The sequence below is a fragment of the Clostridium tagluense genome (assembly GCF_003865095.1).
GTDB lineage: Bacteria > Bacillota > Clostridia > Clostridiales > Clostridiaceae > Clostridium_AD > Clostridium_AD tagluense.
Genome location: NZ_BHYK01000005.1, coordinates 67,219 through 92,232, shown reverse-complemented (window position 1 = coordinate 92,232; position 25,014 = coordinate 67,219). Strand labels below are relative to the sequence as shown.

Below are 25,014 nucleotides of genomic sequence, written 5' to 3'. Positions count from 1 at the left end.
TACCTCGATTTTACTTTTCTTCGGCATTTTCTTCGGTATTCTCCTCTACTTTGTATTCCTTGTGTTTACATTCTTTATTTGAACATTCCATATATTCCCCTTTAGTTTTGCTATACCTTTTTAACATATACACACCACACACAGAACATTTTATTTCAGTGGGTTCAAACCAACTTACAAAATCACACTCTGGATAATTACTACATCCGTAGAATTTAGTGCCCTTCTTACTTCTTCGTTCTAAAATTTTCCCTCCACATTTAGGGCAAGGAACTTCTAACTCTTTAGTAATTGCTTTTGTATTTTTGCACTCTGGATACCCAGGGCATGCCAAAAAATCTCCAAATCTCCCATGTTTTATTACCATGAACTTACCACATTTATCGCATTCTACCTCTGTAACTTCATCCTCAATGGTAATTTTAGCTATCTCTTTTTCAGCAATTTCAATATCTTTTTTTAGTGGCGTAAAAAATTCATCAACTATATTTTGCCACTTTTCTTGTCCTTCTTCTATAAAATCTAAATTATTCTCCATTTGTGCTGTAAATTCAATATCCACTATTTGTTTGAAATATTCACTTACAATGTTATTTACTATATGCCCCAGTTCTGTTACTTCCAATGTTTTTTTATCTTTTTCTACATATCTCCTGTTTAGGAGAGTTGTAATAATTGGTGCATAAGTACTCGGTCTGCCTATACCATTTTCTTCTAATGATTTCACTAGAGATGCCTCTGAATATTTTGCAGGCGGTTGCGTAAAATGCTGTTTCCCTTCAGTTTTTTCACTTTGTAGAATATCATCTTCATTCAATTCTGAAATTTTCAAATTATTTTCTTCTTCATCAAGCTCTTCATTATAAATTTTTCTAAATCCATCAAAGGCTACTTTAGACCCGGATGCCTTAAGCATATATTCTCCGTTAATAATGTCTATAGAAATAGTGTCAAGTAAACATGATGCCATTTGGCTTGATACATATCTATTCCAAATCATTGTATACAGCTTATATTGTGGAGCTTTTAGAGTCTTTTTCGCTATTTCTGGCGTTATTTCAACATAAGAAGGTCTAATAGCTTCATGAGCATCTTGTATATTTTTTTTACTTTTAAATATTCTAGGAGTACCGGGATAGTATTGCTCCCCATACTTACTACAAATAAAGTCTTTTGCATTTATTTGGGCTTCTTCAGATATTCTAGTGGAATCAGTTCTCATATATGTAATTAGTCCTACTGTCCCATGTCCTTCTATCTCCATGCCTTCATACAATTCTTGCGCAATAGACATAGTTCTTTTAGTTGCAAAATTAAGTTTTCTGTATGCGTCTTGTTGAAGGGTACTTGTTGTAAATGGTGGTAGTGGATTTTTACTTTTAGATAATCTTTTTATCTTGCTTACAATAAACTCTTTTTCATTAAGTGAATTAATAATAATCTCGCTTTCTTCTTTAGAATTTATTTCAATTTTTTCTCCACCCTTAGAAGTTAATTTAACATTTAGCTTCTGTTTATCTCCGCCCTTAAAGAGCTGACATTCTATGCTCCAATACTCTTTAGTGATGAATTTTTCTATTTCTTTTTGTCTATCACAGATTATTTTAAGCGTAACTGATTGAACACGCCCAGCGCTAAGTCCCCATTTAACTTTTCTCCAAAGTATAGGACTAATTTCATATCCAACTAATCTATCCAGTATACGCCTTGCTTGTTGCGCATCTACTAGAGTTGCATTTATTACTCTTGGAGTTTTTATAGCATTTTTAACAGCTGCTTTTGTTATCTCATTAAATTCTATTCTGCATTTTTCTTTGTCATCTATCTTCAAGGCTTTTGCTAGATGCCAAGCTATAGCTTCACCTTCTCTATCAGGGTCAGTAGCCAAGTAAATTTTGTCACATTTTTTTGCTTCTTTTCTTAATTTATCAAGTAGTTCGCCTTTACCACGAATAGTTATATATTTAGGTTGATAATTATTTTCTGTATCAACCCCTAATTGACTCTTTGGCAAATCTCTAACATGTCCCATGGACGCCTCAACTATATAATTACTACCTAAATATTTTTTTATAGTTTTAGCTTTTGCTGGTGACTCAACTATAACAAGTTTTTGTCCCATCTTATCCCCTCCATCAATGTATTATATCTTTAACTTATATTTTGTTGTTTACTCTTACATAATAGTTTCCTGATAAACATAATATTTCATTTTTAATCTGCATTTCAAATAATACCTCATATAATTGTTTTATGTCAATGTTAGTTATTCTAATAATATCGTTAATATGTAACGGAGTATCATTTATAATGCTATATACTCCACTATGAATTTCACTATTAAAAGACCTTACAATGGTCTCATTTTGATTTTTCATTTCTATTCCAATTAAATTAAATATATCATTTGCGGATGTCAATGGGAAGGCTCCATCTTTAATTAATTTGTTTGTTCCTTTACTTTCCGCTGAAAATATAGACCCTGGAACAGCCATAACATCTTTACCTTGCTCAAGAGCTAAATTTGCTGTAATTAGGGACCCACTTTTCTCACCAGCCTCTATTACTATAATAATATCACTTAGAGCGCTTATTATTCTGTTCCTTAGTGGAAAATTGTAGGCATATGGCGGTGTTCCTGGTAAAAATTCTGAAATAACGCAGCCTTTTTGGACTATTTTATTGAAAATTTTAAAGTTTTCTTTAGGGTACACTATATCAAGGCCCGAGCCCAAAACTGCACAAGTATAACCTTCATTATCTAAACAGCTCTCATGAGCAAAAGTATCAATTCCCCTAGCCATTCCACTAATAATATTAATGTTATTAGCACATAAATCTTTGCATATAATTTTAGTAACATCCTTTCCGTAATTTGAATACTTCCTTGCTCCCACTATAGAAATATTATATCCTTCATTTATGGGCGTTATGTTCCCTTTATAAAATAATGCAAATGGTGCATCCTCATAATTTTTTAATTTCTTAGGATATCTATCTTCGTGATAGGATATTGATTTTATTTCATTTATTTCTAAGCTTGTTTTTATATTAGCAATTTCAATTTCATTCCAGGCATTATTTAGTATATCCATTAAATTATTTTTAAAATATTCTGTTTTTTTGCTACGTACACTATAATACCATATTTTTTCTGTGTCATGGAAATCATTTATTAATTTCAGCTTAACTTTAGGGGCTAATTTAGCTAGTGAAAACCATATATCATAATCATTCATATCATTATACCTCCAGTATATTAATTTTTTATTAATTAAATTATTCTCTCATCTATAAATTTTCTGTATTGCATAGCTTCAATGATATGTATATCTAAAATATTTTTACTGCTATCCAAATCTGCAATAGTCCTAGCTACCTTAAGAATTCTAGAATACGCCCTTGAACTTAGATTGAATTTATCATACATAAGTTCCATGATTTTACTAACACTGTTATCTAAATGACAGTATTTTTTAATTAGTTTTTGACCCATTTCTGCATTACAATGAATTACATCCTGGCTAAATCTTTTTTCTTGGATTTTTCTTGCTGCTTCAACTCTTTTTTTTATAATCACAGATTTTTCGCTACTTTCTACACCCGCTATTTTATTATAGGGCAAAAGATTCACTGCTGTAAAAATATCAATGCGGTCCAGTAAGGGTCCACTCAGTTTACTCAAATACCTTCGCCTTTCATAATCACTACAACTACATTGCTTTTCATAAGAGCCGTAATATCCACAAGGGCATGGATTTAAAGCACTTACAAACATAAAATTTGATGGGTATTCAACAGTTCCGTTATGCCTCGAAATAGTGATTTTTCTCTCCTCTAGAGGCTGCCTTAATATTTCTATTACACTCTTTTTAAACTCTAATATTTCATCTAAAAACAATACCCCTTTATGTGCTAAAGATATTTCTCCAGGTATTATTTTATTTCCACCACCAACTAAAGCAATCCGTGATATAGTATGATGAGGGTTTCTAAAAGGTCTTTGCAAAATGATGCCACAATTACCATCAAGCTTTCCAGAAACACTATAAATTTTAGTAACCTCCAGTGACTCCTCTTGACTTAGGGATGGTAATATAGTGGGAATCCGCTTTGCCATCATTGATTTTCCGGAACCTGGCGGTCCATACATAAGCAAATTATGACCTCCAGCCGCAGCTACTTCAATGGCACGTTTTGAACTCTCTTGCCCCATAACATCCTCATAATCTAACTCTTCATTAATTAATATCTCTAAATCCCTGCACTGCTTATAAGGCATTAAATCCTTATAATTTAAAAAATCCACTACTTGCTTTAAATTATCTAAAGGAAATATCTTTGCAGTTTTAACAAGACTACATTCTTTTGCATTATTCGTCGGAACTATAAACTTTTCAATTTTATTTTCTATCCCCTCCATGACTACCGGTAATGAACCTCTTACTTTTTTAAGTTCACCTGATAGTGATAATTCACCTATAAAAAGATAATCATTTATATCATTAACTATTATTTGTTTAGTTGCTAGCAGGATACCTATAGCTATTGGTAAATCAAATAGAGAACCTTCTTTTTTGAGGTCCGCTGGTGCTAAATTTATAGTTATTCTATTTACCGGGAAATCAAAGCCTGAATTTAGTATTGCAGATCGTACTCGTTCTTTTGATTCTTTAACTGAAACATCTGCAAGACCAACAATGTTTAGCGCAGGGAGTCCGCGAGTAATATCAATTTCAACTGTAACTAAAACTCCTTTAATTCCTGTAAATGCAGCAGACATAATTTGTATTGCCATATTATCACCTTCACCCTTATTATTTGTTATTACATAATTATTGACAAAATAAAACTCAGTAAACTTAATATTAAATTAAATTTACATTAATTTTTAATTTTATGTACATAATTATTAGTATGTGCATTAATAAGCTTATGGAAGGGTGTTTTATTCATGAAGGCTTTCAATAAAGATATCGGATCACTTGGTGAAGGTATATCAGAAAATTATTTAAAAAATTTAGGATATAGAATTTTAGAAAAAAATTTCAGATGTAAATGTGGTGAAATAGACCTAATAGCAACAAATAAAGGTTACATTTGTTTTATAGAAGTCAAAACTAGATATGCAACGAATTTTGGTGTGCCCGCTGAATCAGTCACTTTTTCAAAGCAGCATAAAATTCATAAAACGGCCGAGGTATATATTTTAAGAAAAAATATTATTGACTGTAATTTTAGATTTGATGTTATAGAAGTCTTACTGAGTCATGATAATAATAATTTTTCAGTTAATCATATCCAGGATGCTTTTCAATTAGGATTTTAGGCAAAAAAACAAAGGCACTTTTGTAATTTAAAAGTACCTTTGTAAATTTTCCGTTAATTATTATTTTCTAGTATGTTTCTCAAAAAACTTTTTCTATGTATTGGAGTAGTTCCATATTTTTTTATTGCAAGCACATGTTCCTGTGTACCATATCCAACATTTCTGTCAAAACCATAATTAGGATACTCCTCATGATACTTTAGCATCAGTTCATCTCTGTATACTTTTGCAATTATAGAAGCACAAGCGATACTTATACTTTTAGTATCTCCTTTTATCACAAACTCATTTAAACTAGAAAAGTTTTTTATTTTGTATCCATCTAATAAAACTAAATCAGGCACAATAGAAATCTCCTCACAGCAGTCTAAAAACACTTGATTATTACAAAATCCAACACCCTTTTCATCAATAATTTTATTATCAATAGCAATAATTTTATAGGCTAAGGCTTTTTCTTTAATAATATATGATAGTTCTTTTCTGCAAGCTATTGATAATTTTTTAGAATCGTTTGCTCTTAGGATTAAATCACTGGACCCATTTGCCTTTAAATCTAATATTACAGCCGCTGCTACTATAGGGCCAGCTAGAGGACCTCGTCCCACTTCATCAACCCCAGCAATGTATTTATAGTTTCCAAAATTTTTATCGAATTCGTACATTTTTTTTACTCGCTGAATTTCCTTTTCTTTTAACTCAATGCTTTTATACATTTTGTCACCTAGTTTTTGAACGGTTTTCCTACCGTCTTGTAATAACATTTTTATTATACTTTCTCTATTGATATCGTTTTCAATTTTTAATACATAATTGTGAATTTCACTATAGCTCATGTTTGAAAAATCAATATTAAACTCCATTACATTTTCTCCTTAAATCATGACATGTGCAGCTGTCTATCTTCTTCCAAGCTGCAATATTAACTTATCTAGATTAATCCTAAAAAAAGACAACCTTCCGTTATTTTTACAAGTAGATAGCAATTAATGCTCGTAATCTACTTTTAAACAGAAAGTTGTATATTTAATAAATTTAAAATTAAATGTGATTATCCTTATAAAATATTTTAAACTTATTTTACTCTTTCTAGAGATATAGCACCTAATTTTCCGCCTCTAAATTCATCTAAAAGCATAACCGCTATCCTATTATAGTCAATGTTACCCCCAGAAATTACAGCTCCTCTTTTTTTCCCTATGTTATCCATATTGTCTAGTGGATTCTCCATGATTTCTGAAAGTTTATATCTTTCCATTAATCTTTGTGCATTATTGGTCTGAAGTCTTTCAATTAATCTAAGGGCTAATTCCTCAATATCCATAATTTCATCTTTTATAGCTCCTGTAAATGCTAAATTAAGCCCAACTTCTTCATCTTCAAATCTAGGCCATAATACTCCTGGAGTATCCATTAGTTCTATGCCTAAGCTAGTTTTTATCCATTGCTTACTTTTAGTAACCCCTGGTCTATCGCCAGTTTTAGCAATATTGTTTTTGGCCAACTTATTTATAAAAGAAGATTTACCAACATTAGGTATACCAACTACCATAACTCTAGTAACTATATTAACTAATCCTTTTTTTCTCTGTCTATCTTGCTTTTCTTTTAATAATTCATCAAGAATAGGCTTTATACTTTTTAACCCTTCACCTGTAATACTATTTACAGCCAATGGTTTTACAGTATCAGTTGTAAGATTTTTAATCCATTCTTTAGTTACTTTATCTTCAGCTAAATCACTTTTGTTTAATAAAATGACTCTAGGCTTATCTTTACAAATCTCATCAATTTGTGGATTGGCACTTGATTTAACTATTCTTGCATCTCTAATTTCTATTACAGCATCAACAAGTTTTAAACTCTCTTGAATTTGTCTTCTTGTTTTCGCCATATGACCTGGAAACCAATTTATGGTCATACTCATGCTTATCAAATCCTTTCCATACTATTTAATGGATAAAGCCTTATAAAGGCTCTTCCTTCTTAAAGTAGCTTAAAAATAAAAAGGGACTCTGCAGCCCCCAATTTTATCTCATTCTTTCTTTAACTTTTGCAGCCTTACCAACTCTATCTCTTAAGTAGAATAGTTTAGCTCTTCTAACTTTACCTAATCTTACGATTTCAATTTTCTCAATAACTGGAGCGTTTACTGGGAATGTTTTTTCAACACCAACACCAGATGCTACTCTTCTTACTGTGAAAGTTTCTCTTAAACCGCCATTTTGTCTTTTAAGAACAGTTCCTTCAAATACTTGAACTCTTTCTTTGTTACCTTCACTGATTTTGATGTGAACCTTAACAGTATCACCTGCACCAAATTTCGGTAAGTCTGTTCTAATTTGTTCTGCTTCTATTTCTCTTATAATTTCTAACATGTGCATTCCCTCCTAAAATTTTATTGTGACGTTCATACTCATTATAATATGGGCAGAGGACCGTCCGTACTAGCACAAGCTACATTTTATCATATATATATATATATATCAACATAAAAATATTTTTTATACCCATATATATGATATTATTTATTTTATTTCAAATAAATCTTTGTTGCTTATACTACTTTTTTTCTAATTCCACACTTAATAGTTTTTTATCTTCCTTGGTAAGTTTAAGCTTTTCAAACATATCAGGTCTTTTTTCTTTAGTTATTAAAAGTGACTGCACTCTTCTCCACTTTCGTACGTTTTCATGATGTCCTGAGGTCAATACCTGTGGTACCAGAATGCCCTCAAAAGATTCCGGTCTTGTATATTGAGGATATTCTAGTACTCCATCATAAAAAGATTCTTCTGTATAACTCTCACTACTAGATAATACCCCTGGAATTAACCTACAAATGCTATCCACTATAGGAATACATGCCATTTCTCCACCTGTCAAAACATAATCGCCCAGAGATAGCTCCATATCTATATAATCATAGGTTCTCTCATCAATACCTTCGTAATGGCCACATATGAATATCAATTCACTTTCCTCGCATAGCTGCTTTGCAATTTCTTGAGTAAAGGTGACCCCTCTTGGCCCCAAAAATATTACCTTTCCAGCATTATGCAATTTGACATCCTTAATACTATCAACTAGTGGTTGAGCTTGCATTACCATTCCTGCTCCACCACCATAAGGGTAATCATCTACTTTTTTGTGCTTATTTAAGGCATAATCGCGAATATTATGAGGTGTAATATCCAGTATATTTTTCTCTATGGCTCTTCCAATAATACTTTGGTTGAAAATTTCAAACATTTCAGGAAATAGAGTTAAAATGTCTATTTTCATTCTTGCCATTCATTCACTGGCTTAATTATTATCTCGCGTTTATCAATATCTATACTAACCACGATATCCTTAAGTACTGGAATAAGCACTTCTTTATTTCCCTTAACCCAATATACATCATTACCTGGAGTATGAAGAACATCAAATACTTTTCCTAGTTCTTCTCCCTCTGAGTCGTAAACACTGCAATCTATAAGGTCAGCTACATAATAGCTACCCTCCGGAAGTTTAATAGCATCTTCACGACTAATCATCAAATACTTGTTTCTATATAATTCTGCCTGTTCTATGCTGTCTATACCTTCAATTTTTAGTATTGCTTTATCTGCTTGAAGTTTACAGCCTTCAACTTTTCTAATTTCCCCATCAATATACACACTTTTTAATTTTTTAAATCTTTCAAGCGAATCTGTTAATGAAAAAACCTTAACTTCACCTTTTAATCCATGTGTTTTACCAATCTGACCTACACTCATAAAATCTTTCATTTAAAACCCTCCTTTCAATATTGCTTATATGAATAGCTATAATTTTAACAATAAAACCTATTTATTTAAATTTTCCTTGTAGATAAAGCCCAATATTTAATTAAAATAAGAGTTAGGCAGAACCCAACTCTTACTTTATTTCAACAACTACTTTTTTGTTTTCTTTAACAGCAGCTGCCTTTACAACAGTTCTAATAGCTTTAGCTATTCTACCTTGTTTCCCTATAACTTTCCCCATATCCTCATGAGCAACAGATAATTCAAGAACTACTGTATGCTCATGTGCTACTTCGTTTACTACTACCATTTCTGGTTTATCAACTAAAGACTTTGCCAATACTTCAAGTAACTGTTTCATGGAAAACTCCTCCATTCATTACTTACAAACTTTTCTAGTTGACTGCTATTTTTTTAAGTAATCTTTTAACTGTATCAGAAGGTTGTGCACCATTCTTAATCCAACTAGCTGCTTTTTCAACATCAATTTTAATAGTTGTTGGCTCTGTTGTTGGGTTATAGTATCCTATTTCTTCGATAAATCTTCCATCTCTAGGTGCTCTTGAATCTGCAACTACTACTCTATAAAATGGAGCATGTTTAGCGCCCATTCTTTTTAATCTTATTTTAACTGCCATGTATATCACCTCCTTAAATTTATTCACTACCAAAGTTTTTTTATTAAAAAGGCATTTTACCAAATAAACCTTTTTTACCAGGCTTTTGGAATCCTTTTGCTTGCTTCATCATTTTTTTCGCCATTTCAAAATCCTTCAACAACTTATTTACCTGTTGTACCAAAGTTCCTGACCCATTTGCAATTCTCTTTTTTCTAGAAGAAGAGCTACTAATCATACTAGGATGTTTTCTTTCTGATGAAGTCATTGATTTTATAATAGCTTCAACTTTTCCCATGTCCTTTTCGCTTTTGGACAAATCTAGACCCTGCAATTCTTTTTTATTAGCACCTGGCATCATTTCAAGTATCTTGTTTAATGGTCCAAGCTTTTTCATCTGCTGTATCATTGCTAAATAGTCATCTAAATTAAATTCTTGAGAAAGCATTCTATTTCCAAGTTCTTTTGCTTCATCTTCATTTATAGCTTGCTGTGCCTTTTCTATTAATGAAAGTACATCACCCATACCAAGTATCCTTGATGCCATTCTATCTGGGTAAAAAACTTCTAAATCATTCATTTTTTCACCAACACCAACAAATTTTATAGATTTGCCAGTCATTGCTTTAATAGATAACGCTGCTCCGCCTCTTGTATCTCCATCTAATTTAGTCAAAATCACTCCAGTTATATCTAGCTGCGAGTTAAAACTTTCTGCTACATTAACTGCATCTTGTCCTGTCATAGAATCTACAACAAGCATTATTTCACTTGGCTGCACACTGGATTTTATATTTTGAAGTTCTTCCATTAAATTTTCATCTATATGAAGTCTTCCTGCTGTATCTATTATAACTACATTATTACCATTATCCTTGGCAAATGCTAAGGACGCTTTTGCTATATCTACAGGACTAACCTTATCTCCCATAGTAAATACCGGAATATCAATTTGCTTTCCTACTACTTGCAATTGTTTAATTGCAGCTGGTCTATATACATCGCAGGCAACTAATAGTGGTTTTTTGTTTTTCTTTTTCAATGAAAGAGCAAGTTTTCCACCCATTGTAGTTTTACCAGCACCTTGAAGACCTACCAGCATTATTACTGTTAATCCATTTACAGAAAACTCTAATTTACTTTCTGCATTACCCATTAAATTAGTTAACTCATCATTAACAATTTTGATAACCTGTTGCCCAGGTGTTAAGCTTTCTAACACTCCATTACCTAAACACTTTTCACTAACATTTTTCACAAAATCCTTAACTACTTTATAATTAACATCTGCCTCAAGCAATGCTAATTTTACTTCTCTCATAGCTTCTTTAATATCTTTTTCGGAAAGCTTACCCTTACCTTTTAATTTTTTTATGGTATCTTGTAACTTAGAAGATAATCCTTCAAAAGCCATAATAAACCTCCTAAATGTTTTCACTAATCTGAGCTTTTATATCATATATAAGCTGATGCATTTTTTCATCTTTTATATCAATTTGTAAATTATCTAATTCTAATATAATGTTTTTTAAAGTTTCTTTTAGTTTATGGTCTTTATTTAATAATTTTAATTTCTCTTCATATACTAAAAGCACTTTTTCACATGTTTTAATTGTATCATGAGTGGCCTGCCTACTAGTATTGTTTATCTCTGCTATTTCTGATAGAGACAAATCATTATTAAAATATAAATCCATTACATCTCTTTGCTTTTCAGTAAGCAATTCACCATAAAAATCAAATAATAGGGAAATTTCAAATCTTTTTTCCATTTAATCACCCTGCTCACAAGTCATATAATATCAGAATTCAAAGACCCTGTCAAGTAGTTTTACTTAACAGTTTAATATTTTTATAAATTAACCTAAAAAGTATTCATTTTAAAACAGTGCCTCTACAAAATCTCTTGAATTAAACTCTTGCAAATCATCTATACCTTCACCAACGCCTATATATTTTACAGGTATATTAAGTTGTTTTTTTATTGATATTACAACACCGCCTTTAGCGGTACCATCCAATTTAGTTAGTATTATCCCATCTATAGGACATATCGCCATAAATTGTTTAGCTTGTTCTACACCATTTTGACCAGTTGTAGCATCAAGAACTAATAAAGTTTCCATATTAGCCTCACTATACTCCCTCTGAATTACCCTATTTATTTTTGCCAGTTCATCCATAAGATTTTTTTTATTATGAAGTCTACCTGCAGTATCACAAATAAGCACATCAACTTTTCTTGCTTTTGCTGCTTGAACCGCATCAAAAACTACAGCAGCTGGATCCGAGCCCTCTTGATGTTTTATAAGTTCCACAGAAGCTCTACTACTCCAAACCTCTAACTGGTCAATTGCTGCTGCTCTGAATGTATCTGCTGCTGCAATGAGAACTTTATATTTTTCAGCTTTTAGTGCTGCGGCGATTTTTCCAATAGAAGTAGTTTTTCCAACACCATTAACACCAATTATGAGCATTACCTTTGGTAATTTTTTAGGGTTTATTGAATTCTCATCTTCCCCTAATAATTCAATTAAAACTTCTTTTAAACAAGGTCTAATCTCTGTTGGATCTTTTATTTTATTTTCCTTTACCTTTTTTTTAAGTTTCTCAATAACATAAATAGAAGTCTCTGCACCTATATCTGCTGTTATTAATATTTCTTCTAGTTCCTCATATAATTCATCATCAATTCTAATGGCTAAGTTTAATACTTCACTAACTTTTTCCGTTATGCTATTTCTAGTTTTAGTTAGGCCATCTTTTAGTTTGTCAAAAAATCCTCCGAACATTTTTAGTCCTCCTTTTAGTCTTACATTTATTATAACTTTGCTACTTTTTACTTATTAAAATCCACAGACACTATTTTTGATACTCCCTTTTCTTCCATTGTAACCCCATACATTACATCACTAGCTTCCATGGTTCCTTTTCTGTGAGTTATTATAATGAACTGAACATTATCAGAGAATTTCGTTAAAAACTCTGCATATCTAACTACGTTTGCATCGTCAAGAGCTGCCTCAATTTCATCTAAAATGCAAAAGGGCGTTGGTTTCATCTTTAAAATAGCAAATAATAATGCAATGGCGGATAGCACTTTCTCCCCACCAGACATTAAACTTATGTTTTGGAGTTTTTTTCCTGGTGGTTGTACGTTAATATCAATTTTAGCTGTAAGTTCATCACCTTCTGTAAGTATTAAATCCGCACTTCCACCTTTAAACAATTCTACAAAGGTCTCATGAAAATTTTGCCTTAATATATCAAAGTTTTCTGCAAATATCTCTTTCATTTTTTTGGTCATTTCACATATTACCGTTAATAATTCATCTTTAGATAACACTAAGTCTTGTTTTTGCACATCCATAAAAGTAAATTTCTCTTTTACTTCTTTATACTCCTCAATAGCGCCTACATTAACTTTTCCCAGCATGGATATATTCCCTTTTAGTATTAAAATTTCTTTTTTAAGCTTATCAATATCATCAATTTCATTTTTAAATTCTAAGGCTTCTGCATAGGTTAATTCAAAGTCTTCATTCAATTTTTGATAGTAATTATCCTTTTCCGTGCCTATTTTCTCAAGAATCAGCTCACTTTTATAGGAATCTTTCTCATTTTTTTCTAGGATTTGCGAAACATTCTCTAACTGTTCCAGACTTATTTTTATTTTTTCTTTAATTTTAATTCTTTGAATTTCACTCTCTTCAAAGTTTTTTTCCATATTTTCTAATGTTGCCTTTATTTCACTTGCTTTTTCTTCACCACTTTTTATTTCATCTTCACTTATATTCTTATTTTCCATTGCTTCTTGTATTTCTTTAGAACATATTATTATTTTTTTATTATATACTAACATTTCCTCATTTAACCTTTGAATTTCAGAAACCTTATTACGTATTGTTTCGTCGACTCCAGCTTTTTTTATCTTAGCATCAATAATAGATGCTTTTATATTTTCAATTTCTTGTAATCTATCTTTTAATTTTAAAAAAGCCACACTTCGTTTTTGCTGTATTTCATCTTTTGAACGTGTCAATTTACAAACAGACATATTCTTTTCTTCTACTTCACTCTTGTCATTTTTCAGCTTACTCTCTTCTGACAATTTTTCAGTATTTAAAGTCCTCACATTATTTTCAAGCCTATTTGTTTCATCTTCTATTGTATTTATTTTAGCTTCCATTTTCGTTTTTTCAATATTTTCTAAATGAATATTATCCTTTAAGTTTGTATTTTCCTGTTCTAACCTTAAAGTTTCAGATTTATTTTGTTTAATTTTTTCTAAATAAATAAGTGATTCACTTTTTAAGATATTTAAATCTTTAGCCAGTTCTTGTAGTTCCCTTTTTCGTCCAATTATACTTGAGGTTTTTGAATATACACTTCCACCAGTTAATGATCCACCAAGGTTTATAACCTCTCCTGATAATGTCACTATTTTATATCTATAATTATTTTTTTTAGAAATGTTTAAGGCTGAGTCCATATCTTTACATATAATTGTTCTACCAAGTATAAAAGAAATTACTTCACTAAACTTTTCGTCATAGCCTATTAGTTCGCTAGCAATTCCAACAAAACCAGGATTATTTTTAGTTTCAATATCAATTGTGAGCTTTTTACCTTTAATAATGTTTAAAGGCAAAAATGTTGCACGTCCAAGATTATTTACCTTCAAATATGTAATTAATAATTTTGCCACAATTTCATCTTTAGTTATCATGTGTGATATTGTGCCGCCTAAAGCAATTTCTATAGCTACTTCTAAGTTTTTTTCAACTTTTATAACTTCTCCAAGTACAAAGCATTCATTAATATTGCCTACTTTACCTTCACTAATATGTTGCATTAAATTTTTTACTGATTTATTATACCCTTCATGCTTCTTTTCTAAAGCATTTAGCACATTAAAATTAGCTTCATTTTTATTTATTTTGAAATTACAATTTTTCATAGTTATTTCATGGTTATTTAAATCCTTTTGAAGTTTACTAATCTTTTGCTTGTTTTCCAGGAGTATACCATCATAATTGAGTATTTTCTCTTTAAATTCTTCCATTTGGCTCTGAAACATTATTTTTGTAGTGGCATTAACTTCTATTAAATCACTAAAATCTTCAATATTATTTTTCAAAAAAGCTATCCTTTTTTTAGCACTATCTATATTATTATTTAAAATTAATAATCTATTAGTAAATAAAATAGTTTTCTCAATGCTTTTTTGTTCTTCTTCCTTAAGAGATTTAGCTTCAGTATTTTCAACTTCTATATTCTCTTCGATAATCTTAATTTTCATTTCCTCAGATTGAATTTTTTCTTCTATTTCTATTTGAGTGTTTTTTATATTACTTAAAGAATTATCTATTCCGTGTAGATTAAGTTTAAAATCTGACAGTTTTTCATTAATGCCATCGCTGTCCTTTGATGTCTTATTGATTAGTTTTACCAAATTTTCTATTCTCTCATTTAAAATATTTATTTCTGAAATACTATTTTGGTAAATTAACTTATTGTTATAATATAGTTGCTTTTCTTCCCGATTCTTATTGTCAAACTTTTCAAATTCACTATTCCAGTATTCAACATCCTGCTTTAACTGGTTTTTTTCACCTGTAATTTTTATAACTTCTAGCTTTAATCTAGAACATTCTTCTTGCGTTATTTTAATTTTTTTTTCAACTTTATTTATAGAATCAATTATTATGCTAACTTCTTTACTTTTTAATTGTTCAAAAAATTTTAAAAATTTCTTTGCCTTTTCACTTTCATTCATTAATGGTTCTAATCTCTCTTCATAAGTACTTAATATATCTTCTATTCTAATAAGATTCTGCTGGGTAATGTCTAATCTCTTTTCTGCTTCTTCTTTTCTGCTCTTAAACTTCACAATTCCTGCAGCCTCTTCAAACAATCTTCTTCTTTCTTCAGTTTTTCCACTTAATATAGCATCAATTTTACCTTGACCAATAATAGAGTATCCTTCTTTTCCTATGCCTGTATCCATAAAAAGCTGTTGAACATCTTTTAATCTACAAGATGTATTGTTTATTAAATATTCACTTTCTCCAGAGCGATATAATCTTCTGGAGATGGTGACATTAGAATAATCAATATCCAATTCGCAATCACTATTATCTAGTGTCAAGGCAACCTGTGCAAGGCTAACAGGTTTCCTAAACTGTGTGCCTGCGAATATAACGTCCTCCATCTTATCTCCTCTTAGATTTCTTACACTTTGTTCTCCAAGAACCCATCTAACAGCATCAGAAATATTGCTTTTACCACTACCATTAGGTCCTACTACCGCTGTAATACCCTTCTTAAATGTTAATTCTGTTTTATCTGCAAAGGATTTAAATCCTCTTATTTCAATAGACTTTAAAAACATGATAACACTCTCCTATTTTACCTAAATAACATGGGTAGTACGATACTTAATGTAAAAATTATAACCACTCCATAAATCATTACCTTTGTATACTTATCTCTTTTTTTCTTATTCATAATTCACCTCATATTTTTATTTTGTAATATCTTTAATATAAAAAATAAAAGTATATATTACTACAAATTTAGTAATCGTAATATATCCTTTATTTAATGTGCTAACTTTTAGAGCTTATATGTATAATTCAAAATTATACTATTATATAGTCTATAGCATTTATATGAAAATATCAATTGCTAGACTAACAATAAATTAAGAAAACCGTGCATGCACGGTTTTTTATCTTGGTTCAACTATGAATTTTATAGCTGTCCTTTTTTCTCCATCTATGCTTATTTCCACAAAAGCTGGAACTACTACTAAGTCCATACCATTGGGTGCAACAAAACCCCTTGTAATGGCAATAGCTTTTACAGCTTGATTAACGGCTCCCGCACCTACAGCTTGTAACTGCGCAATTGAATTTCCCCTTAGTGCTGCTGCTAATGCTCCTGCTACTGATTTAGGTTGTGAATTTGCCGACACCTTTAATACTTCCATCATATATTACCCCCTACTAAATTCCTTGTTACAAGTACTATAGGTAATATATTCTATACAGTAAATTAAAATCCTTTTTTATATTTTGCATGTGCATATTCATATATGCTCATATTAATACATTTTTCTCCTATGCACACTCTAATACTTCCACGTTCTATAGTGATATCTTGAAATACTTCTATCAAAATTGTAGCTATTTGTTTCTTTATGTCATAAAAAAAGCTTTTGCCATTAGCGTAAAGTTTTGAAATGTCTTTTGGATTTATTTTAACTAAAACCCTATTAACAGTGTGATCATTTTTAACATTATTAATTATAGCATCATATAGTATATCATTATATATACTGCCTTCAACCAACTCCCTAAATGCGGGATGAAATGGTCCTGCAACTAAATCATTCCCCTCTGAGATTTCTTCAGTGGGCTGTAATCCTATTCTAATAACGTTTATTTTGTTTACCATCATCATAAGGTAAATTATTTTGCTTATATTTACTGCCTCACTTAATGAATAAGGTTTGAATGTTTGATTTTCATACATTTTTTCCATAGGCGTATCTTTAATTACAAGAGCCGGATATATTCTACAAATATCTGGCTTAAGAGCAATAACCCCTTTAGCTGTATCCATATCTTTGTTTATATTATCTCCTGGCAGACCTATCATAATTTGATGCCCTAATATAAAACCATATTCCTTTATAAGTTTTGAAGCAAGCTCTACATCTTTTGCAGTATGCCCTCTGCCTGATTTTAATAGAACTTCCTCGTCCATGGACTGCACTCCTAGTTCTATAATATCTACAGTGTATTGTTTAAGAACGCGAAGTACACTATCGTCAATATAATCTGGTCTTGTAGATAACCTAATGAATTTTATTTTGTTACTATCTTTAAACTTCTTCGCAACAGTTAGAAGTTCTATCTGCTTTTCTGTTTTTATAGCTGTAAAAGTTCCTCCAAAAAATGATACCTCAATAATAGCTTCATCATTGTTTATTGTTTTTAAATATTCATTTACTGTTTTCTCAACATAAGCTGCATCAACTTTTGATTTTGTTCCTGTTATGCTATTTTGATTACAGAACACACAATCATGTGGACAGCCTTCATGTGGAACGAAAATTGGAATAATGTAATGCAAATTACTCATGCATATCCTCCCGACTTATCATAACTTCTTTGGCTGCATTTTGCTCTGCTTCCTTTTTACTAAGCCCTTGCCCTGATCCACTTATAGAACCATTTATTAATACGTCAACAAAAAATTTCCTTTTATGCGGTGGTCCTTCAAATTTTACAAGTTCATAGCAAATATGAACTTCTCCATTTTGCTGTAATATTTCCTGAAGCTTAGTCTTGTAATCCAAAACTATCTCATTACTAATTGCTTTATCGATAGTTGCCTTAAAGTTAGTAAGTATAAAAGTCTTTGAATATTCTATTCCGGAGTCTAAGTATACAGCAGCTATTACCGCTTCAACGCAATCAGCCAATATTGAAACCCTATTTCTACCACCAGTAATTTCTTCACCTTTGCTCATGTTCATATACATTCCAAGGTTCCAACCACTCGCAATATCACACAGTGAATTTTCACAAACAATTAGGGACCTAATTTTAGTTAGATATCCTTCATACTTTTCAGTGAAATTAGTATATAAGTATTCGGATATAATAAGTTGTAACACTGAATCTCCGAGGAACTCAAGTCTTTCATTAAATTCAACTTTTTTTTTCTGATTTGCAAAAGAACTATGGGTTATTGCGGTTTTTAATAACTCCTTATCACTAAAATTTAGTCCTAGCTGGTTCTCAAGGTCCTGTAACTTTATATCGCACTTCATTAATCATTGCTCCTTTAGGAATTTTATTTAAATATTTTTTATTCTATGCACCTTAGCCATATTTATCAAGTTTATTATTCAATTTACTTCGCCAATCCTAATAAAACAACTAGATTTGATTTTTATAATAAATTCAAAAATAAGTTTGAAAAAGCTAAAGGCCCGCAATACTGCGGAGCCTTATATTATTCTTCGGTGTGGGCTTTAATATATTCTACTACATCGCCTACAGTAGCAATTTTCTCAACATCTTCATCTGGAATTTCTATTTCATACTCTTCTTCCAATGCCATGATTAATTCAACGATATCAAGAGAATCAGCTCCTAAATTATTCATAAAAGATGATTCCATTTTTATCTCTTCTTCATCTATACTTAACTGTGATGCTATAGTAGCTCTAATTTTTTCAAACATAATATTTTCACCTCCTTAACTTTCTCCAAAATATTTTTTTACAAATTATTACTTATGTTTTTTTCCTGCTCAGATAATTTTTCAATTTCCAATTTTAATTTTTCTACAACATTATTTTCATTAAATATTACAGCCTGTTTAATGGCATTTTTAAAAGCTTTGGCATCTGAACTCCCATGAGCTTTTATACAAATCCCATTTACTCCTAGAAAAGCAGCACCACCATATTCTTTATAGTCAAAATCAGCTTTAAACTTTTTAAAGACTGGTTTTAATAACATTCCTCCAAGCTTGGTTCTAAAGGAACTCATTATACCAGTTTTTAATATATCAAATATATTAGCAACTGCGCCTTCGTATAATTTTAAAATTACATTTCCTACAAACCCATCACATACCAAAATATTAGTATCGCCAGTTGGTATTTCTCTAGCTTCTACATTTCCTACAAAATTTAAATTTGCTTCTTTAAGTAGTTTATGAGCTGATTTAGAAAGTTCATTACCCTTTTCTTCCTCAGTTCCTATATTTACAAGGCCTACAGATGGATTTGATATTTTAAGAATATTTTCGAAATATGTTTTACCCATAAGTCCAAATTGCACTAAATAATGAGGCTTACATTCTGCATTAGCTCCACAGTCAATTATCATAAACGGGCCATTCTTACCCGGCATTATAGGTGCAAGTGCAGGTCTATCTATGCCTTTTATCCTTCCTACTATAAGCGTAGAGCCAGCTAAAAATGCACCAGTGCTTCCTGCTGAAATAATAGCATCTGCATCCCCACTTTTTACAAGATTCAATGCTTTTACAAGGCTTGAATCTTTTTTACGCTTAATAGCCATTACTGGATGTTCGCTTGTACTAATAACCTCTTTGGCATCAACAATTTTTATTCTATTACAATCATATGTATATTTCAATAGCTCGCATCGAATTAATTCCTCAGACCCAGTTATTAATATATCTATATCATATTCTTTTAAAGCCTCAACGCAACCTTCAACCACAGCACTTGGAGAAAAATCTCCTCCCATGCCATCTACAACAACTACCATTTTAAAACCTCACTTTGAATTTGCCTTATAAATAAATATAATATATATAAATTATATTTATATATATTATATACTATATAGTGCAAATATTTCTAGTATTATTAATACCAGACTGAAATATAATTATATTTTATTTACCATAATTATATTTAAATAATAAAAAAAAAGTCTTTCGACTTTCTTTTTATTTTGGTTCCATAACAATAACTTCTCTATTTTTGTAATAACCACAGTTTTTACATACTCTGTGAGAAAGTTTCATATCGTGGCATTGAGGACACTCAACTATTCCCGGTAAACCAAGTTTAAATGTTTGCGCTCTTCGAGAATCTCTTCTACCTTTAGAAAATTTTCTAGCTGGATTTCCCATTGTAACACCTCCTTAATCAGTTAAAAACAGTTCTTTTAATTTTGCCAACCTTGGATCAACATCGTCAATAGCACATTTACACGTACTATGATTCAAATTAATTCCACAATGATGGCATAAGCCTTTACAACCTTTACTACAAAGTCGTTTTATAGGCAACATAGAAATGATATTATTTTCCACGATTTCATCTAAATCTAATCTATCATTATTAATAAAAATAATATCCTCATCTTCACTCTTTAGAGTTTTCGACAATCTCTCATTTAATTCAATGTTTACTGAATATGAAAAAGTCTCAAGACACCTAGAACAAGCAAGCAATAGTTCTGTCTCTATTTCCCCAGATAAATCTATTTCATCACCGTTCGGTTTTAAAATCAAATCTAACTTAACTGGTTTAGAAAATTGTACAAATTCATTTTCATAAAAAAACTTATCTTTTTCTAAATCTAAATGAATTTTTTTTCTTGTGTTTTTATTACTAAACAATTCTGAAACATCTATTACCATATCATCCACTCTGAAAAACTAAATAACATTTAGTTTTTTCTCATATAAAGAAAAACTTTATACCTTGTATAAAAAATATACAGCTCGAGCAAAGCTTCTGCGTCCCTCCTAACTAAATAGTTTTTTACTTACATCAAACACAGACTATTATATAAACAATACAGTAAAAAGTCAAGATTTATTTATCATAGCAATTAGCAATGACTTTATTAAAGTCTTTATTTTATTAAAGCCTGCGTGTCTCTTGCAATTACTAATTCTTCATTTGTTGGTATAACAAATATTTTAGTTTTAGAATCCACTGTATTTAATTCCACAGCTTTTCCGCGAACCTTATTTTTAGATTTGTCTAAAACTGCTCCTAAAAATTCTAAGCCATTACATACGTCTTCTCTTGTTTCCGGAGAGTTTTCGCCAAGTCCAGCTGTGAATATAATTGCATCTACGCCACCCATTACTGCAGCATAAGATCCTATGAATTTTTTAACTTTATAGGAGAATATATCAAGTGCTAACTGTGCTCTATGATTTCCATCTTCCCATGCAGCTTTTTCTATATCTCTAAAATCACTGCTTACTCCAGATATTCCTAGAACTCCTGATTTTTTATTCATTAAATCATTTACTTCATCAATTGTTAAATTTAGCTCTTGCATTATATATACTATTATAGCTGGGTCTATGCTTCCACATCTAGTTCCCATAGCTATTCCTTCAAGTGGAGTAAATCCCATACTTGTTTCTATAGATTTACCATTTTTTATAGCAGAAATACTTGCTCCATTTCCTAAGTGGCAAGTTATTAATTTTAAATCTTTTATGTCTTTGCCCATCATTTCTGCAGCTTTTTCTGAAACAAATTTGTGAGATGTACCATGGAAGCCATATTTTCTAACGCCATTGTTAGTATAAAGCTCATATGGTAGTGGGTATACATATGCAACCTCTGGCATTGTTTGATGGAATGCAGTATCAAATACAGTTACCATAGGAGTATTTGGCATTAATGCTTTGCAAGCATTGATTCCAATTATATTAGCTGGATTGTGAAGTGGTGCAAGTTTTGAACATTCCTTAAGATTCTTCATCACTTCATCATTAACCACAACTGATGAAGCATATTTTTCTCCACCATGAACAATTCTATGTCCCACAGCATCGATTTCTGATAGTTCTTTAATAACACCATGCTTCGGATCTACAAGTGCTCCAAGTACTAATCTAATTGCATCTGTATGATCTTTCATGGACTCTTCAATAATATATTTCTCTCCACTCGCCTTTTGAGTTAATATTGATCCTTCTATTCCTATTCTTTCTACCAGGCCAAGCGCTAAGCATTCTTCATTTTCCATGTTTATTAATTGATACTTTAATGATGAACTTCCACAGTTTATAACTAATATTTTCATTAAATTCGCCTCCCGAGCTGTATGTGTTTTTAAATATATATAAAACTATTTTTGAATTTGAGCTTGAACTGCAGTTACAGCAACAACATTAACTATATCTTGAACACTGCATCCTCTTGATAAATCATTTATTGGCTTTGCAAACCCTTGACAAACTGGTCCAATAGCTTCAGCTTTTGCAAATCTTTGTACTAATTTGTACCCAATATTTCCAGATTGTAAATCCGGGAAGACTAATACATTTGCATTTCCAGCTACAGTGCTATTTGGTGCTTTTTGTTTTGCTACACTAATATCTATAGCTGCATCTAGTTGAAGCTCTCCATCAATTTGTAAATCTGGTCTAGCATTTTTTGCAATTTCAGTAGCTTTTGCAACTTTATCAACTAATTCATGCTTTGCACTTCCCATAGTTGAAAAAGATAACATTGCAACCTTAGGTTCAAAATTACATAAACATTTTGCATTATCTGCAGTACTTATAGCTATAGACGCTAATTCCTCTGCATTAGGATTTGGATTGACAGCACAATCTGCAAATAAAAGCAGTCCGTCTTCACCATATTCATTGTTAGGTAATTCCATTATAAAGAAACTTGAAACAACCTTAATTCCCGGTGCAGTTTTAATAATTTGCATTCCAGGTCTAAGTAAATCTCCTGTAGTATGTACTGCTCCTGATACCAATCCATCCGCATCTCCCATTTTAACCATCATGGTTCCAAAATACAGTGGATCCTTTAATGTCTCTGCGGCTTTTTCCGGAGTCATTCCTTTATTTTTTCTTAATTCATAAAATGCTTTTGCATATCCATCAGTTTTTTGAGAAGTTTTTGGATTTACAATTTCTATCCCCTCAAGGTTAACTCCAAGCTGAGTTGCTTTTGTTTTTATTACAGTTAAATCACCTATTAATATTACCTCAGCTATTGAGTTATTTTTTATGATTTCACTAGCTCTTATAGTTCTTTCTTCCTCACCTTCTGGAAGTGCTATTATTTTCACATCTGATTTTGCCATTTTACATATTTTCTCTATAAATGCCATTCTTATTTCTCCTCTCCCTTATTATCAACTTATATACACTAATAATATACTACTTTTCTGGTATACATTTCAACCTAAAATATGAAAATCCACTACATATATTGTATTTTATTTATTCGCCCTATTCGTAATTTTCTCTTATTTTTATTTTATCCTTGAATATATATGCTTTTATTAATTTGTATTATATAATATAAACTAATAAATAGAAGTTTTCACCGCACTCCAAAATAAAATTTTTCCGCTTTTTCTTTAGCTTATATTTATACATAAATTTTAGCTTATATTTAGTATGGTGGGAATTTATCTACTTGTATTTATATAAGCTTTCATGAGGTGATTAAATGAATATTTCAGGTATAATTGTTGAATATAACCCATTACATAATGGTCACGTGTATCATATTAATAAAACCAAAGAAATCACAAATTGTGATGCACTAATCTGTGTTATGAGTGGGAATTTTGCGCAAAGAGGAATTCCATCTACTATAGATAAATGGACAAAAACTAGAATGGCACTAAACAATGGAGTAGATTTAGTAATAGAACTACCCGCAATTTACAGTGTTTCTTCAGCAGATTTTTTTTCCTATGGCTCTGTAAGTCTTCTAAATAGCCTAGGCATAGTGGATAATATTTGTTTTGGTAGCGAACAGGGGAATATAAAGGACATATACGATATTTCCAATATACTGCTTAAAGAACCTATTGAATTTAAATCATTATTAAAAACTTATTTATCCAAAGGTATTGTCTACCCACGAGCTAGATCTAATGCACTTTATGATTATTTAATTAATTCAAAAAATGACATATCAAAATTATTATTGGAGGATTTTCTTAAATCTCCTAATAATATACTAGGTATCGAGTATTGCAAAAGCTTAATAAAGTTAAATAGTTCAATTAAACCCTATACCTTAAAAAGAGAAGGTGCCTCCTATAACAGTAACATGTTGCATAATGAATTTTCAAGTGCCACGGCTATAAGGAAATTCATTAAAGAAAATGGTTCGCTAGGGGAGCTAGAAGGTCATGTTCCAAATTCAGTATTAGCTGAAATCTTAAATTTATACTCAAATAATTACGGATTCACCTTTGAAGATTCAATGTTTCCGTACATAAAACATAAATCTGCTACATCAAAAAACTCATTAGTAAACTTACCAGACGTGTCAGAAGGTATTGATAATAAGATTATTAAATCCTTACAAAACAATTTAAACTACGGAGGCGCCCTAGAAGATATAAAAAGTAAACGCTACACATATACCCGAATTAGCAGGATATTATGCCAATATTTTATAGGATTTGATAGCTTTGATTCCAAAAAATTAAGAGCAATGGCTTGCCCTTATGCACGTGTCTTAGGATTTAATTCAAAGGGAAAATCAATTCTAAAATCTATAAAATCAAACAGTAGCATTCCACTTTATACTAAACTCCCTAAAGATCAAAATGATACCTTGCAGCTAGATATTCAGTCTACAAGAGCTTACAGCATAATAAATAGCAGTATAAATCCTAATAGTGATTATTTAATATCCCCAATAATTGTAGATTAAATAAATAGTACTATCATAAAAATATAGTAGTATTTATTTTATTTTAACCACTTCAATACATAAGTT

The 25,014-nt window shown here is 30.8% G+C and carries 25 protein-coding genes; 2 read left to right on the top strand and 23 right to left on the bottom strand.

Annotation, left to right across the window (positions count from 1 at the left end):
* Positions 1-10: 10 nt before the first annotated feature.
* From topA to Ctaglu_RS05970, 3 genes are read right to left on the bottom strand one after another with little or no spacing between them, the layout of a single operon-like run.
* Positions 11-2,122, bottom strand: a complete 2,112-nt coding sequence (gene topA, locus Ctaglu_RS05980) for a type I DNA topoisomerase (RefSeq protein ID WP_124999051.1) — start codon at positions 2,120-2,122, stop codon at positions 11-13.
* 34 nt (positions 2,123-2,156) lie between these two features.
* Complete coding sequence (dprA, locus tag Ctaglu_RS05975) at positions 2,157-3,239, bottom strand: DNA-processing protein DprA (protein WP_124999049.1); 1,083 nt, start codon at positions 3,237-3,239, stop codon at positions 2,157-2,159.
* A 35-nt stretch (positions 3,240-3,274) separates the two neighbouring features.
* Positions 3,275-4,798 carry a YifB family Mg chelatase-like AAA ATPase gene (locus Ctaglu_RS05970; protein ID WP_124999047.1) on the bottom strand — a complete coding sequence of 508 codons (1,524 nt, stop codon included), beginning with the start codon at positions 4,796-4,798 and terminating at the stop codon, positions 3,275-3,277.
* Between the two features lie 156 nt (positions 4,799-4,954).
* On the opposite strand from Ctaglu_RS05970, the gene Ctaglu_RS05965 reads away from it, so the two are divergent.
* Entirely contained in the window at positions 4,955-5,329 is a 375-nt protein-coding gene (locus Ctaglu_RS05965; protein WP_124999045.1) for a YraN family protein, read from the top strand.
* Between the two features lie 53 nt (positions 5,330-5,382).
* Here Ctaglu_RS05965 and rnhB read toward each other — a convergent pair whose 3' ends face one another.
* The 20 genes from rnhB to pta form a co-directional block, all read right to left on the bottom strand.
* Entirely contained in the window at positions 5,383-6,165 is a 783-nt protein-coding gene (rnhB, locus tag Ctaglu_RS05960) for a ribonuclease HII (RefSeq protein WP_373861663.1), read from the bottom strand.
* 239 nt (positions 6,166-6,404) lie between these two features.
* Positions 6,405-7,250: a ribosome biogenesis GTPase YlqF gene (gene ylqF, locus Ctaglu_RS05955; RefSeq protein WP_124999341.1), complete on the bottom strand. Its 846-nt coding sequence runs from the start codon at positions 7,248-7,250 to the stop codon at positions 6,405-6,407.
* A 109-nt stretch (positions 7,251-7,359) separates the two neighbouring features.
* Positions 7,360-7,707, bottom strand: a complete 348-nt coding sequence (gene rplS, locus Ctaglu_RS05950) for a 50S ribosomal protein L19 (protein WP_124999339.1) — start codon at positions 7,705-7,707, stop codon at positions 7,360-7,362.
* A gap of 184 nt (positions 7,708-7,891) precedes the next feature.
* On the bottom strand, positions 7,892-8,614 hold the full coding sequence (gene trmD, locus Ctaglu_RS05945; protein ID WP_124999337.1) for a tRNA (guanosine(37)-N1)-methyltransferase TrmD: 723 nt from the start codon (positions 8,612-8,614) through the stop codon (positions 7,892-7,894).
* Positions 8,611-9,102, bottom strand: a complete 492-nt coding sequence (rimM, locus tag Ctaglu_RS05940; RefSeq protein ID WP_124999041.1) for a ribosome maturation factor RimM — start codon at positions 9,100-9,102, stop codon at positions 8,611-8,613. The genes trmD and rimM overlap by 4 nt, the downstream gene beginning before the upstream one ends.
* Before the next feature lie 130 nt (positions 9,103-9,232).
* Positions 9,233-9,460 carry a KH domain-containing protein gene (locus Ctaglu_RS05935; protein ID WP_124999039.1) on the bottom strand — a complete coding sequence of 76 codons (228 nt, stop codon included), beginning with the start codon at positions 9,458-9,460 and terminating at the stop codon, positions 9,233-9,235.
* 34 nt (positions 9,461-9,494) lie between these two features.
* Positions 9,495-9,737 carry a 30S ribosomal protein S16 gene (rpsP, locus tag Ctaglu_RS05930; RefSeq protein WP_124999037.1) on the bottom strand — a complete coding sequence of 81 codons (243 nt, stop codon included), beginning with the start codon at positions 9,735-9,737 and terminating at the stop codon, positions 9,495-9,497.
* 43 nt (positions 9,738-9,780) lie between these two features.
* Entirely contained in the window at positions 9,781-11,130 is a 1,350-nt protein-coding gene (gene ffh / locus Ctaglu_RS05925) for a signal recognition particle protein (protein WP_124999035.1), read from the bottom strand.
* Between the two features lie 10 nt (positions 11,131-11,140).
* On the bottom strand, positions 11,141-11,488 hold the full coding sequence (locus Ctaglu_RS05920) for a putative DNA-binding protein (RefSeq protein ID WP_124999033.1): 348 nt from the start codon (positions 11,486-11,488) through the stop codon (positions 11,141-11,143).
* Positions 11,489-11,596: 108 nt separating this feature from the next.
* Positions 11,597-12,508, bottom strand: a complete 912-nt coding sequence (gene ftsY / locus Ctaglu_RS05915; RefSeq protein WP_124999031.1) for a signal recognition particle-docking protein FtsY — start codon at positions 12,506-12,508, stop codon at positions 11,597-11,599.
* A 47-nt stretch (positions 12,509-12,555) separates the two neighbouring features.
* A complete protein-coding gene (smc, locus tag Ctaglu_RS05910) occupies positions 12,556-16,110 on the bottom strand; it encodes a chromosome segregation protein SMC (RefSeq protein ID WP_124999029.1) in 3,555 nt (1,184 codons plus the stop codon).
* 339 nt (positions 16,111-16,449) lie between these two features.
* Positions 16,450-16,710, bottom strand: a complete 261-nt coding sequence (locus Ctaglu_RS05905) for a stage V sporulation protein S (RefSeq protein WP_124999335.1) — start codon at positions 16,708-16,710, stop codon at positions 16,450-16,452.
* 65 nt (positions 16,711-16,775) lie between these two features.
* The gene (locus Ctaglu_RS05900; RefSeq protein WP_124999027.1) at positions 16,776-17,867 is read right to left on the bottom strand and encodes an elongator complex protein 3; all 1,092 of its coding nucleotides are present in this window, start codon (positions 17,865-17,867) and stop codon (positions 16,776-16,778) included.
* The gene (gene rnc, locus Ctaglu_RS05895) at positions 17,860-18,561 is read right to left on the bottom strand and encodes a ribonuclease III (protein WP_124999025.1); all 702 of its coding nucleotides are present in this window, start codon (positions 18,559-18,561) and stop codon (positions 17,860-17,862) included. Before rnc ends, Ctaglu_RS05900 begins: the two co-directional genes overlap by 8 nt.
* 185 nt (positions 18,562-18,746) lie before the next feature.
* Complete coding sequence (gene acpP, locus Ctaglu_RS05890) at positions 18,747-18,980, bottom strand: acyl carrier protein (protein WP_124999023.1); 234 nt, start codon at positions 18,978-18,980, stop codon at positions 18,747-18,749.
* A gap of 35 nt (positions 18,981-19,015) precedes the next feature.
* The gene (gene plsX / locus Ctaglu_RS05885) at positions 19,016-20,038 is read right to left on the bottom strand and encodes a phosphate acyltransferase PlsX (protein ID WP_124999021.1); all 1,023 of its coding nucleotides are present in this window, start codon (positions 20,036-20,038) and stop codon (positions 19,016-19,018) included.
* Positions 20,039-20,222: 184 nt separating this feature from the next.
* Positions 20,223-20,408 (bottom strand): 50S ribosomal protein L32, encoded by a 186-nt coding sequence (gene rpmF / locus Ctaglu_RS05880; RefSeq protein ID WP_124999019.1) that lies wholly within the window; start codon positions 20,406-20,408, stop codon positions 20,223-20,225.
* Positions 20,409-20,420: 12 nt separating this feature from the next.
* Complete coding sequence (locus Ctaglu_RS05875) at positions 20,421-20,921, bottom strand: YceD family protein (protein WP_124999017.1); 501 nt, start codon at positions 20,919-20,921, stop codon at positions 20,421-20,423.
* A gap of 218 nt (positions 20,922-21,139) precedes the next feature.
* Positions 21,140-22,333 carry an acetate kinase gene (locus Ctaglu_RS05870; protein ID WP_124999015.1) on the bottom strand — a complete coding sequence of 398 codons (1,194 nt, stop codon included), beginning with the start codon at positions 22,331-22,333 and terminating at the stop codon, positions 21,140-21,142.
* A 45-nt stretch (positions 22,334-22,378) separates the two neighbouring features.
* Positions 22,379-23,380: a phosphate acetyltransferase gene (gene pta / locus Ctaglu_RS05865; RefSeq protein ID WP_124999013.1), complete on the bottom strand. Its 1,002-nt coding sequence runs from the start codon at positions 23,378-23,380 to the stop codon at positions 22,379-22,381.
* Between the two features lie 344 nt (positions 23,381-23,724).
* On the opposite strand from pta, the gene Ctaglu_RS05860 reads away from it, so the two are divergent.
* Entirely contained in the window at positions 23,725-24,948 is a 1,224-nt protein-coding gene (locus Ctaglu_RS05860) for a nucleotidyltransferase (RefSeq protein WP_124999011.1), read from the top strand.
* The last annotated feature ends 66 nt before the right edge of the window (positions 24,949-25,014 follow it).